Origin of the sequence: Microlunatus sagamiharensis, assembly GCF_900105785.1 — a bacterium.
GTDB classification, from domain to species: domain Bacteria; phylum Actinomycetota; class Actinomycetes; order Propionibacteriales; family Propionibacteriaceae; genus Microlunatus; species Microlunatus sagamiharensis.
In genome coordinates this window covers 1812135-1829578 of record NZ_LT629799.1, presented here as the reverse complement: position 1 = coordinate 1829578, position 17444 = coordinate 1812135, and the positions used below count along the sequence as shown (strand labels likewise).

Here is a 17444-nt window from a genome sequence, read left to right as displayed (position 1 = left end):
CGCTCGCGCTCAGGCGTTGGGGCGCTTGCCGTGGTTCGCGCCCTTCTTGCGACGCGCGCGACGCTTGCGGCCGGTCTTTCCCATCTCTGACTCCTCGTGACGACGACTGCGGTCCCGGACGGGCCGGGCACGGCCACCCAGTCTCCCACACCGGCCGATGACTTCTGGTCCGAGCGGCGGCCAGGAGGACGGACGCGCGTCCGGGCCACGGAGCCGGCAGGCAGGGCGTGCGCAGGGTGGCGGCGTACGAGCTGGTGTCGGTGGACGGTGTCGCGGAGGGGCCGGACCGCTTCTTCCGCACCTGGGACGCGGAGATGGACGCCAACCCGGCGGAGGTGATCTCCACCCAGGACGCCGTCTTCCTCGGGCGCCGCAGCCACGACGACTGGGCCGGCTACTGGCCCACGAGCGACGTCGAGCCCTTCGCGTCGTTCGTCAACGAGGTCCCCGAGCACGTGGCGACCTCGAGGCCGTTGGCGAGCACGTGGTCCGGGGCGAGCGCGGTCGAGGGCGACCTCGTCCGCTTCGTCCAGGGGCTGAAGGAGCGCCCCGGCGGGGACGTCGGCGTCCACGCGAGCCTGACCGTGGTGCAGTCGCTCCTGCGCGCCGGTGTGCTCGACGAGCTCCGGCGCGTCGTCGCGCCCGCCCTGGCGGGCAGCGGGCGTCGGCTCCTGGACGGGGTCCCGGAGACCCGGCTCGAGACCCTCCGCAGCCGCACGTCGTCGTCCGGCTCGCTGCTGGTCGACCACCGCGTCGTGCGGTAGCCGACCAGCAGCACGCGTCAGCGGCGTCGGGCTCGGTGGACGTGGCTCAGTGGACGTCGCTCGGCGGACGTCGCTCAGCGGACGTCGCTCAGTGGATCGGACGGTCGACGGCGACGACCGGCTCGACCTCCGCGTCGCCGAGGTCGGCGAAGTAGTCGGACTGGACCGTGATGTCGGTGCCGTTGGCGACGCGGGCGGCGTTGAACAGTGCGCTCAGCACGACGGCCACGACGACGTTGAGCGCCAGCGCGGTGAGACCGATGTAGCCGACGTCGCCCAGGAACGGGACCTTCGCCAGCGAGTTGCCGAAGGGCCGCGTGGTGCACGCCGTGCAGCCCCCGTAGGCGACCACGGTGCCGTAGATCATGCCGACCGCCCAGCCGGCCAGCAGCGCCCAGCGGTGGAACCACCGGGTGAAGAGGCCGAAGACGATCGCCGGCAGCGTCTGCAGGATCCACAGCCCGCCGAGGAGCTGGAAGTTCAGCGCGTTCTGCTTGTCGAGGGTCAGCACGAAGACCAGCGCGCCGACCTTGGTCACCAGGGAGACGATCTTGGAGACCTTGGCCTCCTGGGCGTCGGTCGCCTGCGGCTTGAGGTAGGCCTTGTAGATGTTGCGGGTGAACAGGTTGGCCGCGGCGATCGACATGATCGCGGCCGGCACCAGGGCGCCGATGGCGATGGCGCCGAAGGCGACCCCGGCGAACCAGCTCGGGAACTGGTCCTCGAAGAGCTGCGGGATCACCAGCTGCGGGTTGATCTTGCCGTCGAGCCCGACCGGCTTGGTGCCGGCCTTGATGGCGACGTAGCCGAGCAGGGCCAGCAGGCCGAGCAGCAGCGAGTAGGCCGGCAGGATCGCGGCGTTCCGGCGGCCCGTGCTGCGCGTCTTCGACGACAGCGTCGCGGTCACCGAGTGCGGGTACATGAACAGCGCCAGGGCGGAGCCGAGGGCGAGCGACGCGTACGCCCAGTGCTGCATCTCGCCGGGGACGAAGACACCGGTCGGCACGGCGGGGTTGGCCGCCGACGGGGCCGCCATCTTCGTCTGCGCGGCGTCGAAGATGCTGCCCCAGCCGCCGAGCTTGGCGGGCAGGTAGACCACCGCGACGATGATCACGATGTAGATCAGGATGTCCTTGACGAACGCGATCATCGCGGGCGCGCGCAGGCCGGAGGAGTAGGTGTACGCGGCCAGCACGGCGAAGGCGATCAGCAGCGGCAGGTCGCGGGCCAGCAGGCTGCTGCCGCCGAGCCCGACCACCTCGAGGACGGCCTGGATGCCGACCAGCTGGAGCGCGATGTAGGGCATCGTCGCGAGGATCCCGGTGATCGCGACCGCCAGGCTCAGCGACCGGGTGCCGTAGCGGCCCTGGACGATGTCGGCGGTCGTGACGTAGCCGTGCCGGTGCGCGACCGACCACATGCGGCCCAGGAAGTAGAAGATCACCGGGTAGAGCACGATCGTGTACGGGACGGCGAAGAAGCCGGACACCGCACCGGTCGCCCACATCGCCGCCGGGACGGCGATGAAGGTGTAGGCGGTGTAGAGGTCGCCGCCGAGCAGGAACCACGTCGTCCAGGTCCCGAAGCTCTTGCCGCCGAGGCCCCACTCGTGCAGGGACTCCATGTTGTCCGCGCGGCGCCAGCGGGCGGCCTGGAAGCCGATCACCGTGACGGCGAGGAAGAGCACGACCAGGACGACCAGCGCGCCCACGTTGATGTTCACGAGCGGTCCCCCTGACCCTCGGTGGAGCGCTGCCGGTCGAAAGCGGTGCGCTCGCGCTTGAGCAGCACGTACGACAGCCCGCACAGCCCGGCGGCGATGAAGACCCAGAGCAGCTGGTACCAGTAGAAGAACGGGAAGCCGAACAGGCGCGGCTCGACGCTGGCGTACGTCCCCACGAGGAGCGGGGCCACGATGCCGACGAGCAGGACGAGCCCGACCACGATCTTGGTCGGGCTGAGGCGCCAGCGCGGGTCGGTCCCGCCGCGGGCGGGTACGGGGTCGTTCGTCATCGGTCCTCCCGGCGCTGGGCAATCTCGGACGGGGCGGCCCGGTCCGGCACCTAGGAGTACGCCCGGTCGGATCGCCCGGTCAAGCACCCCGCACGGCGCGCCGACCTCGCGTACGCCCGGGGCGCCGGAAAAGTTCCCCGGCTCCGACACAGGAGTCCGGGAGCGCTCCCTGAACAGGCTCAGGGAGCGTTCTCAGGCCGGTCGACCCGTGAAGCGCCACTAGTCTGAACCCCATGCCGTCGATGTCGGAGATCATCGCGGAGCACACCGACCTCGACGACGCGGAGCAGCGCTGGCTCAAGCTGCTCGTCTCGGAGTGGCAGCTGCTCGCCGACCTCAGCTTCTCCGACCTGGTCCTCTGGGTCCCCGACCACGACCCCAACGTGTTCTGGGCCGCGGCGCAAGTCCGCCCGACGACCGGGGCGACCTCGCTCTTCGACGACGTCGTGGGCGACCTCATCGCCTACTCCCCGGAGCACCTCGTCTCCGACGCCTTCGTCAGCGGGGGCACGACGCGCACGAGCGACAACAAGCTCCAGGCCGGCATGCCGGTCGACACCCACGCCATCCCGGTCAAGCTGGGGGAGCGGGTCGTCGCGGTCGTCGAGCAGCACACCAGCGTGCTGGGCGTCCGCGCCCCGAGCGTGCTGGAGCAGGCCTACCTCGACACGGGTGCGCAGCTCGCGCAGATGGTCTCCACGGGCACCTTCCCGACGCCGGGGGAGACCAACCTCGCGATGAACCCCCGCGTGGGCGACGGCTTCATCAAGATCGACGCCGCCGGCGACGTCCTGTACGCGAGCCCGAACGCCCTGAGCGCCTACCGCCGCCTCGGGCTGATCGGCGACCTCGTCGACGAGCACCTGCCGACGCTGACCGCGACCTTCTTCCCCGCCGCCGACGGACCCGTCGACTACTCCGTGGAGTCGGTGCTGTCCGGGCGCGCCGCCCGCCGGGGCGAGCTCGTCTCCGGCGACGCGCACCTGATGCTGCGGGTCATCCCGCTGATTGAGGACGGCGACCGGGTCGGGGCGATCGTGCTGTGCCGCGACGTCAGCGACCTGCGCAGCAAGGAGCGCCAGCTCGTCACCAAGGACGCGACCATCCGCGAGATCCACCACCGGGTGAAGAACAACCTGCAGACCGTCGCCGCGCTCCTGCGCATGCAGGCGCGCCGGATGACCTCCGACGAGGCGCGGGTGGCCCTCGAGGACGCCACCTCCCGCGTCTCGGCGATCGCGATCGTGCACGAGACGCTGTCGCAGGCCTTCGACGAGATCGTCGACTTCGACAAGGTGGCCGACGGCCTGCTGCGGATGGTCGGTGACGTCTCGGCGAGCTGGGGCGGCGTCTCCGCGCGCCGCGAGGGCTCCTTCGGAGCGGTGTCGGCCGACGTGGCGACGAGCCTGGCCATGGTCGTCACCGAGCTCTGCCAGAACGCCGTCGAGCACGGTCTCGCCGACTCCTCGGGCGAGGTCCGGGTGGTGCCGAGCACCGCGCACGGCCACCTGCGCGTCGAGATCGTCGACGACGGCCGCGGCCTCCCGCCCGACTTCGACGCGCGCAAGTCGCGCAGCCTCGGGCTGCAGATCGTCACCACGCTGGTCGCGGAGATGAAGGGCACCTTCGAGCTGGGCAACCGGCTCGAGCACCGCGGCACCCGCGCCGTGGTGGACATCCTGCGCTGAGGGACGTGCGGGCGGTCCCTTGACAGGGGCTCGGCGGCTCACCTAGGAAGGCCCCGGGCGCGACCGTGGGTCGCGTCCTCGGCTCACCCGGAGCAGCTTCGCCACAAGCCCAAAGGAGGGCTCATGGTCCCCATCCGTCCCCGGCGCGCCACCCGCGCGTCGCTGGCGACCCTCACCTCGCTGACCGCCTCTCTCGCCGCCGTGCTGGCGGGTGCCGGTCTCGGCACCGTCCCTGCGCAGGCGGACCCCGGGACCTCCGTCGGGTCCGGCTCGCAGAGCACGACGAAGGCCATCAGCACCCGCGGCATGCAGGAGCCCGGGGTCACCGTGAACCTCTGGGAGTGGAACTGGCGCTCGATCGCCGCCGAGTGCCCGCGGCTCGACCGCGCGGGCTACGACGGCGTCCAGGTCGCCCCGCCGCAGGACTCGGTCAAGCGGACGCAGGCCGAGGCGTCCGACCCGGGCACCGGCAGCGCGATCCTGCACCCGTGGTGGGAGGTCTACCAGGCCGTCGACTACGGCCTGACGAGCCGGATGGGCGACGAGGCCGAGTTCAAGACCATGGTGTCGGCCTGCCGCAAGGCCGGCGTGAAGGTCTACGTGGACACGGTCATCAACCACACCACCGGCCAGGGGACGCAGTCGTACGGCGGGAAGACGTACTCCTCCTACGACTACCCCGACGCGGGCTACGGCCGGGAGGACTTCCACGTGCCCCGCGGCGAGTGCCCCACCGCCGACGGCGGCATCTCCGACTACAACAGCAAGACGCAGGTCTTCAACTGCAACCTCTCCGGGCTGCAGGACCTCGCCACCCAGACGCCCGAGGTGCGCGGGACGCTCGCCGACTACCTGAACAAGCTCCTCGGCTACGGCGTCTCCGGCTTCCGGGTGGACGCAGGCAAGCACGTCGGTCAGGCCGACCTGAACGCGATCTACGGCCTCCTCCGCAAGACCAAGGACGGCAAGCGGCCGTACTGGGCCCTCGAGGTGTTCGGCGGCAGCCCGGGCGCGCTCTCCCCGCAGGCCTTCACGTCCTCCGGCGACGTGCTCGGTCTCGACGGCGGCCGGCAGATCTTCAACGCCTTCAAGAGCTACGGGGGCAGCGGCAACCTGGGCGACATCTCCGGGCTGTCGACCTTCGGCGAGGGCTCGGGCCTGACGCCGAGCAGCAAGACGCTGTCCTTCGTCACCAACCACGACACCGACCGCAACCCGGGGGAGTACCTCGGCCACCGCGACGGGGACCAGTACCTCCTGGCCACGGAGTGGCTGCTCGCCGACGGCTACGGCTCGCCGCAGGTCTACTCGAGCTTCACCATCCAGGCGCCGACCGGGCTGCCGGAGAACGCGAACGCCGACGACAGGTCCGGCAAGAACGCCTCGCCGCCCTCGGACGCCGAGGGCCTGATCAGCGACGCGAGCTGCACGAACGGGTTGTGGACCTGCGACCACCGCCTCAACCAGGTCGTCTCGATGGTCCGGTTCCACCAGTACGTCGCGGGCAAGGCCAAGCGCAACGTCTACGACCGCGAGTACAACGTGCTCGCCTTCAGCCGGGGCAGCCGCGGCTGGGCCGGGTTCAACAACAACGCCGAGAGCGACTTCGCCGGCGCCTCGGGCGAGCGCACGATCACGGTGCAGACCGGGCTGAAGGCCGGTCGCTACTGCGACATCGTCTCGGGCGGCAAGGCCGCCCGTGGCTGCACCGGCACCGAGGTGCGGGTGCGCTCGAACGGCCGGGCGACGGTGACGCTCCCCGCCCGGGGTGCGGTGGCGTTCACGGCCAAGGACCGCATCAGCTGAGGCCGGTCACGCTCGGCTGACGTCCACGGGAGCGACCCCGTGCCCCTCGGGGTGCGGGTCGTTCTCGACGTCCGGCGAAAGAACGTCGTGCTGGTGCGTCCGGGCCCGCGACCGGGTCCGAACACTCCCTGACAACACCACAGCGGAGACAGGGCCCTGCCGGACCTCACCTCGTCGGGCCCGAGGACGAGGCGGCGGCGGAGCACCCCCGGAGAGCAAAGGACGCCGGGACGGAACCGTCCCGGCGTCAGTGCAGCAGCGCCGACGGTGTCGGCGCGGGCGAACCGCTCTCAGGCGGTGCGGATCCTCGCGCGGGCGGCGCGACGCTTGAGCGCACGGCGCTCGTCCTCGCTCAGACCGCCCCAGACCCCGTGGTCCTGGCCGGCCTCGAGGGCCCACTGGAGGCAGGCGTCCCGCACGTCGCAACGACGGCAGACCTGCTTGGCCTCCTCGATCTGGAGAAGGGCCGGGCCCGTGTTCCCGATGGGGAAGAACAGCTCCGGGTCCTCGTCCAGGCAGGCAGCCTTGTGGCGCCAATCCATGGCTTGCACACTCCTCACTTGTCTCCACCGCTCCCCGAGGGGACCCGGTGCGCGCACGGAACCACCACGACCTACACTGGCCTCTTCCGTCGCGCACAAGCCTTTCAACTAACGCCCACTCGCACAAGAGGACCGGGCGTCGGTTCCCTCACATTTCGGCTTTGTTACGTCCCACTTTCCCGCTGGTCTGGTCCTCGACACGCTCCTGTGACCTTTTTCGGGGCCCCGAGGTCTTCGAAGAGCCCCCGACGACGCGTGTCGCGGTTGACGGAGCGGCTCGGTGGTGAGACCTAGGCTGAGCGCCGTGCCCGCCCCGCAGACCACCGTGCGCCCGCCCCAGCTGACCGTGGCCGCCGCGCTCGCGGCGGTCGAGGGTCTGGTGGCGTTCGCGTACGGGGTCGTCGAGATCGGCCAGGTGCGCATCTTCCGCGCCGTCGTCGGGGTGGGCGTCTCGATCACCATGATCGCCTTCGCCGTGCTGCTGCTGGTCGCGGCCCGCGCCCTGCTGCGGCTGCGCCGCTGGGCCCGCGGACCGGTCGTCGCGATCCAGCTGATCCTGCTGCCGGTCGGCTGGAGCTTCCGTGGCGGCACGACGACCGGGGTCGCGGTGGCCATGATCGCCGTCGCCGCGATCACCCTGGTGACGGTGCTGCACCCGCGCTCGACGCGGGCCCTCGTCGCCGAGCCGGAGCCGGGTGACGGGTCCTGATCAGCGGGGGTCGGCCGGCGGCTCGTCGTCGGTCGCCTGCTCGCCGAGGCTGCGGCGCAGCAGCGCGACGTCGTGCCACGCGCCGAGCTTCCAGCCCACGTCCCTGAGCACGCCGGCCTGCTCGAAGCCCATCGCCGCGTGCAGGGCGGCGCTCGCCGGGTTCGGCAGGGTCATCCCGGCCACGACGGTCCGGTAGCCACGGTGGCCGAGGCGCTCCAGCAGCGCGTCGTACAGGGCGCGGCCGGTGCCGCGCCGCCGACCGTCGGGTGCCACGTAGACGCTGACCTCGGTGGTCCAGCGGTAGGCCGGTCGCGCGCGGTACGGCCCTCCGTAGGCGTAGCCCACCACCTGACCCTCCACCTCGGCGACGAGCCAGGCGTGCGCCCGCTGCGCCGCGCTGATCCGCCTCCTCATCTCCGCGGCGTCGGGCGCCTCGGTCTCGAACGACGCGACGGTGCCCGTCACGTAGGGGGCGTAGATCGCGGCGCAGCGCTCCCCGTCGAGCGAGGTCGCGTCGCGGACGGTCGGGGTCACGACAGCCGGCGCGCTCCGGCGGACGGACGCCCGACGAACCAGGCCGGCGCCCCGTGGCCGGCTTCGGCGAACGCGGCGGCGACCGCCTCGCCGACCTCGTCGGACCGGCCCGCCGGGACGAGGGCGATGATGCAGCCGCCGAACCCGCCGCCGGTCATCCGGGCGCCGTGCGCGCCGGCCTTCCGCGCCGTCTCCACCGCGAGGTCGACGGTCGGCACCGTGATCTCGAAGTCGTCGCGCATCGAGACGTGGGAGGCGTCGAGCAGCGGTGCGAGGTCGGCCGGCCGGCCGGCGTCGGCGACCGCGACGGCCTCCAGCACGCGCGCGTCCTCGGTCACCACGTGGCGCACCCGGCGGCGCATCTCGTCGTCGGGCAGGCGCTCCAGCGCCGCGTCGAGCTCGTCGACCGGCACGTCGCGCAGGGCCGGGACGCCGAGGACGGCGGCCGCCTCCTCGCAGCTGCGGCGCCGGTCGCCGTACTCGCCGGTGACGTGGCTGTGCGGCGTCTTGGTGTCGAGCACGAGCAGCTCCAGCCCGGCGTCGGCGAGGTCGAGGGGCACCTGCCGGGTGTCGGCGCTGCGGCAGTCGAGGAACAGGGCGTTGTCGGCCTCGCAGAGGGTCGAGGCGGCCTGGTCGAGCAGCCCCGTCGGGGCGCCGACGTACTCATTCTCGCAGCGGCGGGCGAGGCGGGCGCGGTCGAGCGGGGCGACCTCGAGGCCGGAGAGGTCGACGAGGGTGGTGAGGACGGCGCACTCGAGCGCCGCGGAGGAGGACAGCCCGGCGCCCGAGGGCACGTCGGAGCCGAGCACCAGGTCGGCCCCCTCGACGGTGTGACCGGCCTCGACCAGCGCCCAGACCACGCCCGCGACGTAGGCCGCCCAGCCCTCGACCCGGCCCGGGACGAGGTCGTCGGGGCCGAAGGACTCGGTCTGGCGGCGATTCAGGGAGCGGACCCGCCAGGTGCCGTCGGTGCGGGGCGCGGCGGCCACGACGACCTGCTGCTCGAGCGCGAACGGCAGTACGAAGCCGTCGTTGTAGTCGGTGTGCTCGCCGATGAGGTTGACCCGGCCCGGCGCCGCCCACACGCCCGCGGGGTCGCTGCCGACCAGCTGCCGGAAGGCCGCGCCCACCGCCTCCGCCGTCGCCACGTCCGTCGTCCCCGCGCCTGCGCTCACCACCCCGGCACTCTAGTGCCGCCGCCGGTCCGCACCCCTGGCCCCGGGCCGCGGCGCGGCCCTACGCTGCGGGGGTGCGGAGGTCGCGACCGGCGAGGGCGGCCGACCTGCACGCCCTCGCGCAGGCGATGCCGCACGTGACGGTGGAGGCCGGCGGCCGCGGGAACGAGGTCTACCAGGTCGGCGGCAAGAGCTTCGTCTACTTCCGGACCCCGCGGGGCGACGCGTACGACCCGGAGACCGGCGAGCGCTACGACGACGTCGTGGTGCTCTGGGTGCCCGACGAGCAGGACAAGCAGGCGCTGGTCGAGGACCCGGGCAACCCCTTCTTCACCACCCCGCACTTCGACGGCCACCCGTCGGTGCTGGTGCGCCAGAGCCGCCTCGGCGAGCTCACCCTCGCGCAGCTCACCGAGGTGGTGGAGGACGCGTGGTGCTCCCGGGCCTCCCGGCGCCGGGTGGAGGCGTGGCTCGCCTCGCGCGGGGGCGCGTCCTCCTAGCACCGGGGCGCAGGACGATCAGTCGTCCTCGTCGTCGAGGCGGGCCAGCCAGGTGGCGAGCCGCTCGACCGGCACCTCGAACTCCGGGTTGAGGTCGACGAAGGCCTGCAGCTGCTCGGCGAGCCACGCCAGGGTGACCTCGTCGTCACCCCGGCGCGAGCTCAGCTCCTCGATCCCGCGGTCGGTGAAGTACACGTGCTCGTTCCCGGCTCAGGCGAAGGCGGCGTCGAGCATGGCCTTCTGCTGGGCCTCGCTGACCTTGGCCGAGCCGACCGACGGGGCCGACGATGCCGGTCGGGTGACCTCGCGCAGCTCCCACGTCCGGTCCGGCGCGACCTCGCGGAGCGCCGTCGGCAGGTTGAGCGCCATGAAGGGCCACGCGCCCTGGTTGCGCGGCTCGTCCTGCACCCACGTCACCGTCGAGACCCGCTCGAAGCGGCTCAACTGCTCGGCGATCTCCTCGGCGGGCAGCGGGTAGAGCCGCTCGACCGGGATGATCGCGACGCGGCCGTCCAGGCCCGCCTGCTTGCGCCGGTTGACGAGGTCCCAGCGGACCTTGCCCGAGCAGAGCAGCACCTTCTCCACCGCGGCGGGGTCGGTGACCGTCGGGTCCTCGAGGACCGGCAGCCACGAGCCGGAGGTGAAGTCGTCCGGCATCGAGACGGCGAGCTTGTTGCGCAGCATCGACTTGGGCGTCGCGACGATGACCGGGCGGTGCCGCTCGTTCATCGCGTGGCGGCGCAGCAGGTGGAAGTGGCTGGCCGGCGTCGACGGCTGGGCGACGACGAAGGCGTCCTCCGCCGCGAGGGTGAGGAAGCGCTCGATCCGGGCCGAGGAGTGGTCCGGGCCCTGGCCCTCGTAGCCGTGGGGGAGCAGCAGCACGACGCCCGACTTCTGCGTCCACTTCGCCTCGCCCGAGGAGATGTACTCGTCGATGATCGTCTGCGCGCCGTTGGCGAAGTCGCCGAACTGCGCCTCCCACAGCACGAGCGCGTCCGGGCGGGCCACCGAGTAGCCGTACTCGAAGCCCATCGCGGCGTACTCGCTCAGCAGCGAGTCGAAGACGTGGAACTTGCCCTGGTCGTCGTCGAGGTGCTTGAGCGGCACCCACGACTCGCCCGTCTGACGGTCGACGACCGCGGCGAAGCGCTGCACGAAGGTGCCGCGGCGGGTGTCCTGGCCGGTGAGGCGGACCGTGCGGCCCTCGAGCAGCAGCGAGCCGAGCGCGAGGATCTCGCCGGTGGCCCAGTCGATCGGGCCCTGGGTGATCGCCGACGCGCGGCGCTGCAGCTGCGGCATCACCTTCGGGTGGACCGCGAAGCCGTCGGGGAACGTCGTGTGGGCGTCCGCGATCTTCTTCATGTCCTCGAGGGTGATCGCGGTGGTGCCGCGCGTCGCCCCGGGGCTCTTGCTCGGGTAGACCGGCACCGAGCGCACGACGGCGTCGCGCGGCGGCACCTCGGGGTCGCGCACCTCGCGGAACACGCTCTCCAGCCGCTCCTGGAAGCGGGTCAGCACGCCCTCGGCGTCCTCGACGGAGATGTCGCCGCGCCCGATGAGCGCCTCGGTGTAGAGCTTGCGCGTCGAGCGCTTCTTCTCGATGAGGTCGTACATCTTGGGCTGGGTGAAGCTCGGGTCGTCGCCCTCGTTGTGACCGCGGCGGCGGTAGCAGATGAGGTCGATGACGACGTCCTTGTTGAACGCCTGGCGGAACTCGAAGGCCAGCCGTGCGACGCGGATGCACGCCTCGGGGTCGTCGCCGTTCACGTGGAAGATCGGCGCCGCGACCATCCGCGCGACGTCGGTGCAGTAGACGCTGGAGCGCGACTCGGTCGGCGAGGTGGTGAAGCCGACCTGGTTGTTCACGATGATGTGGATCGTGCCGCCGGTGCGGTAGCCGCGCAGCTGGGAGAGGTTCAGCGTCTCCGCCACCACGCCCTGCCCGGCGAAGGCCGCGTCGCCGTGCATGAGGACCGGCAGCACCGGGAACTCGGCGCCGCGGTCGAGGATGTCCTGCTTGGCCCGGGTGATGCCCTCCAGGACCGGGTTGACGGCCTCGAGGTGGCTCGGGTTGGCCGCGACCGAGGTCTTGATCGTGGCGCCGCCGACCGAGGTGAACTCGCCCTCGGCTCCCAGGTGGTACTTCACGTCGCCGGAGCCCTGCACGGTCCGCGGGTCGATGTTGCCCTCGAACTCGCGGAAGATCTGCGCGTACGACTTGCCGACCACGTTGGCCAGCACGTTGAGCCGGCCGCGGTGCGGCATGCCGATGCAGACCTCGACCAGGCCGGCGTCGGCGGCCTGCTCGCACACCTCGTCGAGCAGCGCGATCGCGGACTCCCCGCCCTCCAGGCTGAAGCGCTTCTGCCCGACGAACTTGGTCTGCAGGAAGGTCTCGAAGACCTCGGCCTCGTTGAGCTTGTCGAGGATGCGCAGGTGCTGCTCGCGCGGCAGCGACTCGTGCGGGCGCTCCACGCGGTCCTGGATCCAGCGACGCTGCGCGGGGTCGGAGATGTGCATGTACTCGATGCCGGTCGTGCGGCAGTAGGAGTCGCGCAGGATCCCCAGGATCTTGCGCATCTTCATCGGGCCCTGGCCGCCGCCGAAGGCACCGGTCGCGAACTCGCGGTCGAGGTCCCACAGCGTCAGGCCGTGGCTCTGCACGTCGAGGTCGTGGTGGCGGCGCTGGCGGTACTCCAGCGGGTCGGTGTCGGCCATCAGGTGCCCGCGGACGCGGTAGGCGTTGATCATCTCCATGATCCGCGCCTGCTTGGGGATCTCGTTCTCGTGCGCCGTGCTGACGTCCTGCGCCCAGCGGATCGGCTCGTAGGGGATGCGCAGCGCCGCGAAGACGTCGTCGTAGAAGCCGTCCTCGCCGAGCAGCAGCGCGTGCAGCCGGCGCAGGTACTCACCCGACTGGGCGCCCTGGATGACGCGGTGGTCGTAGGTCGAGGTCAGCGTGAGGATCTTGGACACGCCCGAGTCGGCGAGCCGGTCGGGGTCGGCGCCCTGGAACTCGGCCGGGTAGTCCATCGACCCGACGCCGATGATCGTGCCCTGGCCCTCGACCAGGCGCGGCACCGAGTGGTTGGTGCCGATGGTGCCCGGGTTGGTCAGGGTGATCGTCGTGCCGGCGAAGTCGGAGACGGCCAGCGTGCCCTTGCGGGCCTTGCCGACCATAGCCTCGTACGCCGCCCAGAACTGCGCGAAGTCGAGGTTCTCGCAGCTCTTGATGCTCGGCACGAGCAGCTGACGGGTGCCGTCCGGCTTGGGCAGGTCGATGGCCAGGCCGAGGTTGATGTGGGCCGGCTGCACCATGGTCGGCTTGCCGTTCACGACCTCGTAGCTGTTGTTCATGGCCGGGACGCTCTTGAGCGCCTGCACCATCGCGTAGCCGATGAGGTGGGTGAAGGAGACCTTGCCGCCGCGTGCGCGGCGCAGGTGGTTGTTGATGACGATGCGCTGGTCGATCAGCAGCTTGACCGGCAGCGAGCGCACGCTGGTCGCCGTCGGGATCGACAGCGAGGCGTCCATGTTCTTGGCCGTCCGCGCCGGGGCGCCGCGCAGCGTGGTGCGCGTCGGCTCCTCGTTGCCCACCTCGGGGCGGTCGGACGGGTTCGGCGGGTCGGCCGGCACGGCGCCGCGGGCCCCGGGCGCGCTCGGACGGCCCTCCTTGGCGGGCACGGTCGTCTCGACCGTCGGCGAGCGGCGGGCGGGCGAGCCGGACGAGGACGGGGTGGGCCGGGCGGCCTGCGCGTCGGGGTCCGTGCCGGTCTCGGCGGTGGACGCGGTCCCCGGGGCCTTCGGCGGGTCGGGGGTGACCTCGGAGCGCGCGCTCGGGCGGCCGCTGGTCGGGTCGTTCGACGGGACGCCGACGCCGGCGCTCGCGCCCGGCGTGGCCGCCGGGTCACGCGGAGCGGTGCCGCCGGGCCTGGCCGGGGCAGCACCCGAACCGTTCGCGGAGGTCTGCGCGGACCCGCTGGCGGTCTTGTGGGAGCCGTTCGTCGGCGCACCGTCGCCGGGGGCGCCGTGCGTGGCGAAGTAGTCGGCCCAGCTGGGGTCCACCGAGGAGGCGTCGGCGGTGAAGCGCTCGTACATCTCCTCCAGCAGCCAGTCGTTGGCGCCGAAGTCCTCGACCCCGCCCTCGCCGTTGGTTCCCGTCGGGGTGGATGTCCCTGGCGCGATGGCCACTGTCGCCTTCTTCCGATCGCTGGACGCCGCGCTGCTGCGGCCTCCCCGTGCGTGCCGCGACCAGGGTCGGCCGCCGGTCTCGAGGGCATCCGTGCGAGGGGTGCCCAGGGGCCCAGCGGCGTCCGGACCAGACCGGTCGCGCCGGTGGTCCACCATACCCACTCACGGCTGCGCCCCGGGGAGGAGCCGGTCGCGGGTCAGGCGGCGTCGACCCGTGGCCGCGAGGGTCTCAGGGCGAGCCAGGCCTGCCGGCACAGCGCGACGGTGATGGCGAGCAGCGTGAGGTTGCGCAGGCTGGTCACGACGGTCGAGACGACCATGAAGCCCCTGCTCGAGCGGCCCAGGATCCCGTTGTAGAGCAGCGGGTAGGTCAGCTGGGTCAGCAGCGCGAGGACGAGCAGCGAGACGGCCAGCCGGACGATGCTGCGGTGCCACTGCGGGCCCTGGCTGCCGCGCGCGAGCAGCAGCACGGCGGCGGGGCCGCCGAGCCACAGCAGGTACTGCGGGCTCAGCGTCTTGTTGGTGATGGTCGTGACGGCGATGGTGGCGAGCACGAGCAGGCCCAGCCCCACGGCGCTGACCTCGGGGCTGCGGAAGCCGCGGACGAAGAGCGCCGCCGTGACCAGGAGGCCGACCACGGTCGCCGCGGTGCTGACCACCAGCAGCGCGGGTACGCCCGGGCCGAAGACCTCGTACGCCTGGAAGGCCGAGTAGCGCACCTCCCAGGTGCCGGGGTCGACCGCCCGCGCCACCATGAGCGGGGTCGCCCACACCGACTCGATCTGCAGGCCCCGCCCGGACTGCCAGGTCAACGGCGAGAAGAGCCGGCTCACGCCGCCGGTCACCAGGCTCAGGGCGGCCAGCCCGAAGCCGACCCCGGCGAAGGCCCCGAGCATCGCGCCGCGGCCGCGCCAACGCACGGCGAAGGCCCCGGCGAGCAGCGCCGGCCACAGCTTGATGGCCGCGCCGAGGCCGGTCAGGGCCCCGGTCAGCCAGGGGCGTCGGCGGGCGGCGAGCAGCGCGCCCCCGGCGAGCACGGCGGGGACCATGTCGAAGCGGGTGTAGCAGAGCGGGCCGACCAGGAAGACGTAGAGGAGCCAGAAGTCGAGCGCCCGGTCCCGGCGGCGCCCCGCGGCGCGCCAGAGCGCGTACGTCAGCACCGCGTCGAGGGCCAGCATCAAGACGATGAACCCGACCAGGTAGCCCGTGCGCGAGCCCCCGGCGACCTGGGGCAGGGAGAGGAACCAGACGACCGGCGTCGGGTACTCGCGCAGCGTCCCGGGCAGGCCGGCCTCGCCGAGCGCGCTGATCTTGCGCCAGTAGTAGAAGACGTCACCGACCACGAGGCGCTCGGCCGTGGCCAGGACGATCATCGACAGCGCCCGCGTCGCGACCCAGAGGCCGACGACCGCGAGGCCTCCGCCGCGCTGACGCGGCTCCTCGTCGGGCACGTGCTCCTCCACCTGTGGACCGTCCGGACCCTCGGTCCGCCCGGCGCCGGCGGCCAGGTCGGCGAGACGCTACCAGGGGCGCACACTGGGCCCCGTGACCTCGGACGAGCCGCGCCGGGCCCCGTGGCCACGTCGTCCGCGGCGGCTGCGGCGGCTCGGACGGGCGCTCCTCGCGGTGGCGGCGCTGGCGGGCCTGGTGACCGCGGCCAGCGTGGTCGTGGTCCTGGTGACCCGCACCCCGCCCGCACCTCCGGCCGGGCTGCGGTTCGTGCAGGCGGGCGACGTGCGGACCCGGTACCTCTCCTGGGGCGACCACGGCTCGCCGGTCGTCCTCGTGCCCGGCGCGTTCGAGACGTCCGACGCCTGGCAGCAGCTGGGCGCGGTGCTGGGCACCGAGCACCGCGTCTTCGCCCTCGACCTGACCGGCCAGGGCTACAGCGACGCGGTCGCGCCCTTCGACGTCGACCACGACGCCCGTCAGACGCTGGCCTTCGCGGCCGCGCTGGGGCTCACGGGTCCCGACGCGCCGGTGCTGGTCGGCCACTCCTCGGGCGCGGCGATCGTCGGGCTGGCGGCGGTCACGGCGCCGCAGGAGGTCGCCGGGGTCGTCTTCCTCGACGGCGACGCGCTGCCGCTCGACGTCGGCCCCGGGCCGCGGCTGCTGGTCGAGCCCTACCGCACGGCGCTGGTGCGCCTGGCCCTGCGCTCCGACGGTCTCGTCCGACGCCTGTACGCGAGCCAGTGCGGCCCGACCTGCGCCCCGCTCGACGCGGCCGGGGTCGACCTGTGGCGCCGACCGCTGCAGCAGCGCGGCACCGAGCGAGCCCTCCTTCAGAACGCGTCCCGCGGCGTGATCCCCGCGATGACCTCCGAGCAGCTCGACGCGCTGCGGCGCTCCGACGTGCCGCGGCTGGTCGTGTGGGGGCGCGACGACGTCGACGGCGCGTACACGCCGGCCTCGCCCGGCTCGACCGCCGCGGCGATCGGCGCCCCGCCGCCGGTCGTCGTGCCGGGGCGGCACCTGACGATGATCAGCTCGCCGGCCGACGTGGCCGCCGCGATCGCGCCGCTGCTCCGCCGGTCCTGAGGGCCTCAGCCGCCTCAGCCCCAGGCGCTGCGGTCGCCCGGCCCCGGAGGGGCGAGGCGAGGCTTGAGGCGGGTGCCCGGGAGGGCGGGCGCGGGCAGCCGCTGCGTCGTCCCTGCGTAGCCCTCGACGCTCCCGTAGCGCTCGGTGCCCGCCTCCCAGTCCGCCCGCAGCGCGACGATCTCCTCGTGGGTGCGGGCGACGAGGTTCCACCACATCAGCACGGGCTCGGTGAAGGGCTCGCCGCCGAGCAGGAGCACGCGGGCGGGTGCACCGGTCGGGTTCGTGACGGCCAGCCGCTCGGCACCGGGCGCGACGTAGCCGAGCTCGGAGCGCGCGAGGGTCGTGCCCTCGAGCCCGACGGGTCCGACGTCGACGAGCAGGCCGTGCTCGTAGGCCGGGTCGACCTCGAGGGCGAGCGTCGCCCGCGGCTCGAGGACGATCTCGGCGGCGAGCAGCGGGGAGTGGGTCGGGACCGGCGAGGTCGCGCCGGCGAGCGTGCCGAGCAGGACCCGGACGACGCCGCCGTCGACCGCGACCGGTGCCGGCACGTGGTGGTCGAAGCCGCGCGGCCGGTGGCGGGCCGCGTCGGGCAGGGCGACCCAGAGCTGCACCCCGTGCAGGACCGTGGTCGACGGGGTCGAGACCTCGGAGTGCGCGACGCCCGAGCCGGCGGTCATGAGGTTCAGCTCGCCGGGCCGGACGAGGGCGTGCACGCCGCCGCTGTCGCGGTGCTCGACCTCGCCGCTGAACAGCCAGCTGACGGTCTGCAGCCCGGTGTGCGGGTGCGGCGGCACGTCCATCCCACCGCTGAGCGCGACGTCCTCGGGCCCGTAGTGGTCGACGAAGCACCACGCCCCGACCAGCGAGCGCTCGCGCTGGGGGAGGGTGCGGCGCACGGTCATCGCGCGCGGCCCGCCCAGCGGCACCTCGCGGCTGGTGACCACCTGGACCTCGCGCACGCGACGAGTCTGCCAGCAGGCGCTT

General features: G+C 72.9%; 16 protein-coding genes. 6 read left to right on the top strand and 10 right to left on the bottom strand.

Annotated features, from left to right (window positions below; all coding sequences use genetic code 11):
• Positions 1-9 precede the first annotated feature (9 nt).
• Complete coding sequence (locus BLU42_RS21705) at positions 10-84, bottom strand: 50S ribosomal protein bL37 (RefSeq protein ID WP_369797015.1); 75 nt, start codon at positions 82-84, stop codon at positions 10-12.
• A 143-nt stretch (positions 85-227) separates the two neighbouring features.
• Here BLU42_RS21705 and BLU42_RS08305 point away from each other — a divergent pair, with 143 nt between their 5' ends.
• A complete protein-coding gene (locus BLU42_RS08305; protein ID WP_091074043.1) occupies positions 228-764 on the top strand; it encodes a dihydrofolate reductase family protein in 537 nt (178 codons plus the stop codon).
• A gap of 88 nt (positions 765-852) precedes the next feature.
• Here BLU42_RS08305 and mctP read toward each other — a convergent pair whose 3' ends face one another.
• Together mctP and BLU42_RS08295 are read right to left on the bottom strand one after the other, a co-directional pair.
• Positions 853-2487, bottom strand: a complete 1635-nt coding sequence (gene mctP, locus BLU42_RS08300; protein WP_091074042.1) for a monocarboxylate uptake permease MctP — start codon at positions 2485-2487, stop codon at positions 853-855.
• Complete coding sequence (locus BLU42_RS08295; protein WP_091074041.1) at positions 2484-2777, bottom strand: DUF3311 domain-containing protein; 294 nt, start codon at positions 2775-2777, stop codon at positions 2484-2486. Before BLU42_RS08295 ends, mctP begins: the two co-directional genes overlap by 4 nt.
• A gap of 233 nt (positions 2778-3010) precedes the next feature.
• Between BLU42_RS08295 and BLU42_RS08290 the strand changes: the two genes are divergently transcribed.
• Positions 3011-4465, top strand: a complete 1455-nt coding sequence (locus BLU42_RS08290; RefSeq protein WP_091074040.1) for a sensor histidine kinase — start codon at positions 3011-3013, stop codon at positions 4463-4465.
• Positions 4466-4588: 123 nt separating this feature from the next.
• Positions 4589-6271 (top strand): alpha-amylase, encoded by a 1683-nt coding sequence (locus tag BLU42_RS08285; protein ID WP_091074039.1) that lies wholly within the window; start codon positions 4589-4591, stop codon positions 6269-6271.
• A 290-nt stretch (positions 6272-6561) separates the two neighbouring features.
• Here the strand turns inward: BLU42_RS08285 and BLU42_RS08280 are convergent, their stop codons facing one another.
• The gene (locus BLU42_RS08280; protein WP_091074038.1) at positions 6562-6813 is read right to left on the bottom strand and encodes a WhiB family transcriptional regulator; all 252 of its coding nucleotides are present in this window, start codon (positions 6811-6813) and stop codon (positions 6562-6564) included.
• 304 nt (positions 6814-7117) lie between these two features.
• Here BLU42_RS08280 and BLU42_RS08275 point away from each other — a divergent pair, with 304 nt between their 5' ends.
• On the top strand, positions 7118-7522 hold the full coding sequence (locus tag BLU42_RS08275) for a hypothetical protein (RefSeq protein WP_091074037.1): 405 nt from the start codon (positions 7118-7120) through the stop codon (positions 7520-7522).
• Here BLU42_RS08275 and BLU42_RS08270 read toward each other — a convergent pair whose 3' ends face one another.
• Both BLU42_RS08270 and galK read right to left on the bottom strand, forming a co-directional pair.
• Positions 7523-8056: a GNAT family N-acetyltransferase gene (locus tag BLU42_RS08270; protein WP_091074036.1), complete on the bottom strand. Its 534-nt coding sequence runs from the start codon at positions 8054-8056 to the stop codon at positions 7523-7525.
• The gene (galK, locus tag BLU42_RS08265) at positions 8053-9234 is read right to left on the bottom strand and encodes a galactokinase (protein ID WP_231918507.1); all 1182 of its coding nucleotides are present in this window, start codon (positions 9232-9234) and stop codon (positions 8053-8055) included. The genes BLU42_RS08270 and galK overlap by 4 nt, the downstream gene beginning before the upstream one ends.
• Before the next feature lie 71 nt (positions 9235-9305).
• On the opposite strand from galK, the gene BLU42_RS08260 reads away from it, so the two are divergent.
• Positions 9306-9731: an MmcQ/YjbR family DNA-binding protein gene (locus BLU42_RS08260; protein WP_231918506.1), complete on the top strand. Its 426-nt coding sequence runs from the start codon at positions 9306-9308 to the stop codon at positions 9729-9731.
• Positions 9732-9749: 18 nt separating this feature from the next.
• Here the strand turns inward: BLU42_RS08260 and BLU42_RS20845 are convergent, their stop codons facing one another.
• The 3 genes from BLU42_RS20845 to BLU42_RS08245 all read right to left on the bottom strand — a co-directional run bounded on the left by BLU42_RS20845 (position 9750) and on the right by BLU42_RS08245 (position 15385).
• Positions 9750-9926 carry a DUF6104 family protein gene (locus tag BLU42_RS20845; RefSeq protein WP_091074034.1) on the bottom strand — a complete coding sequence of 59 codons (177 nt, stop codon included), beginning with the start codon at positions 9924-9926 and terminating at the stop codon, positions 9750-9752.
• A 15-nt stretch (positions 9927-9941) separates the two neighbouring features.
• Positions 9942-13829, bottom strand: coding sequence for a multifunctional oxoglutarate decarboxylase/oxoglutarate dehydrogenase thiamine pyrophosphate-binding subunit/dihydrolipoyllysine-residue succinyltransferase subunit (locus BLU42_RS08250; protein WP_407940267.1), 3888 nt, complete (start codon positions 13827-13829; stop codon positions 9942-9944).
• A gap of 290 nt (positions 13830-14119) precedes the next feature.
• Positions 14120-15385: a glycosyltransferase family 87 protein gene (locus tag BLU42_RS08245; protein WP_091074032.1), complete on the bottom strand. Its 1266-nt coding sequence runs from the start codon at positions 15383-15385 to the stop codon at positions 14120-14122.
• An 82-nt stretch (positions 15386-15467) separates the two neighbouring features.
• Between BLU42_RS08245 and BLU42_RS08240 the strand changes: the two genes are divergently transcribed.
• Positions 15468-16460, top strand: a complete 993-nt coding sequence (locus BLU42_RS08240; RefSeq protein WP_157719885.1) for an alpha/beta fold hydrolase — start codon at positions 15468-15470, stop codon at positions 16458-16460.
• Positions 16461-16474: 14 nt separating this feature from the next.
• On the opposite strand, the gene BLU42_RS08235 is transcribed toward BLU42_RS08240, so the two are convergent.
• Positions 16475-17419 carry a pirin family protein gene (locus BLU42_RS08235; protein ID WP_231918505.1) on the bottom strand — a complete coding sequence of 315 codons (945 nt, stop codon included), beginning with the start codon at positions 17417-17419 and terminating at the stop codon, positions 16475-16477.
• Positions 17420-17444 lie beyond the last annotated feature (25 nt).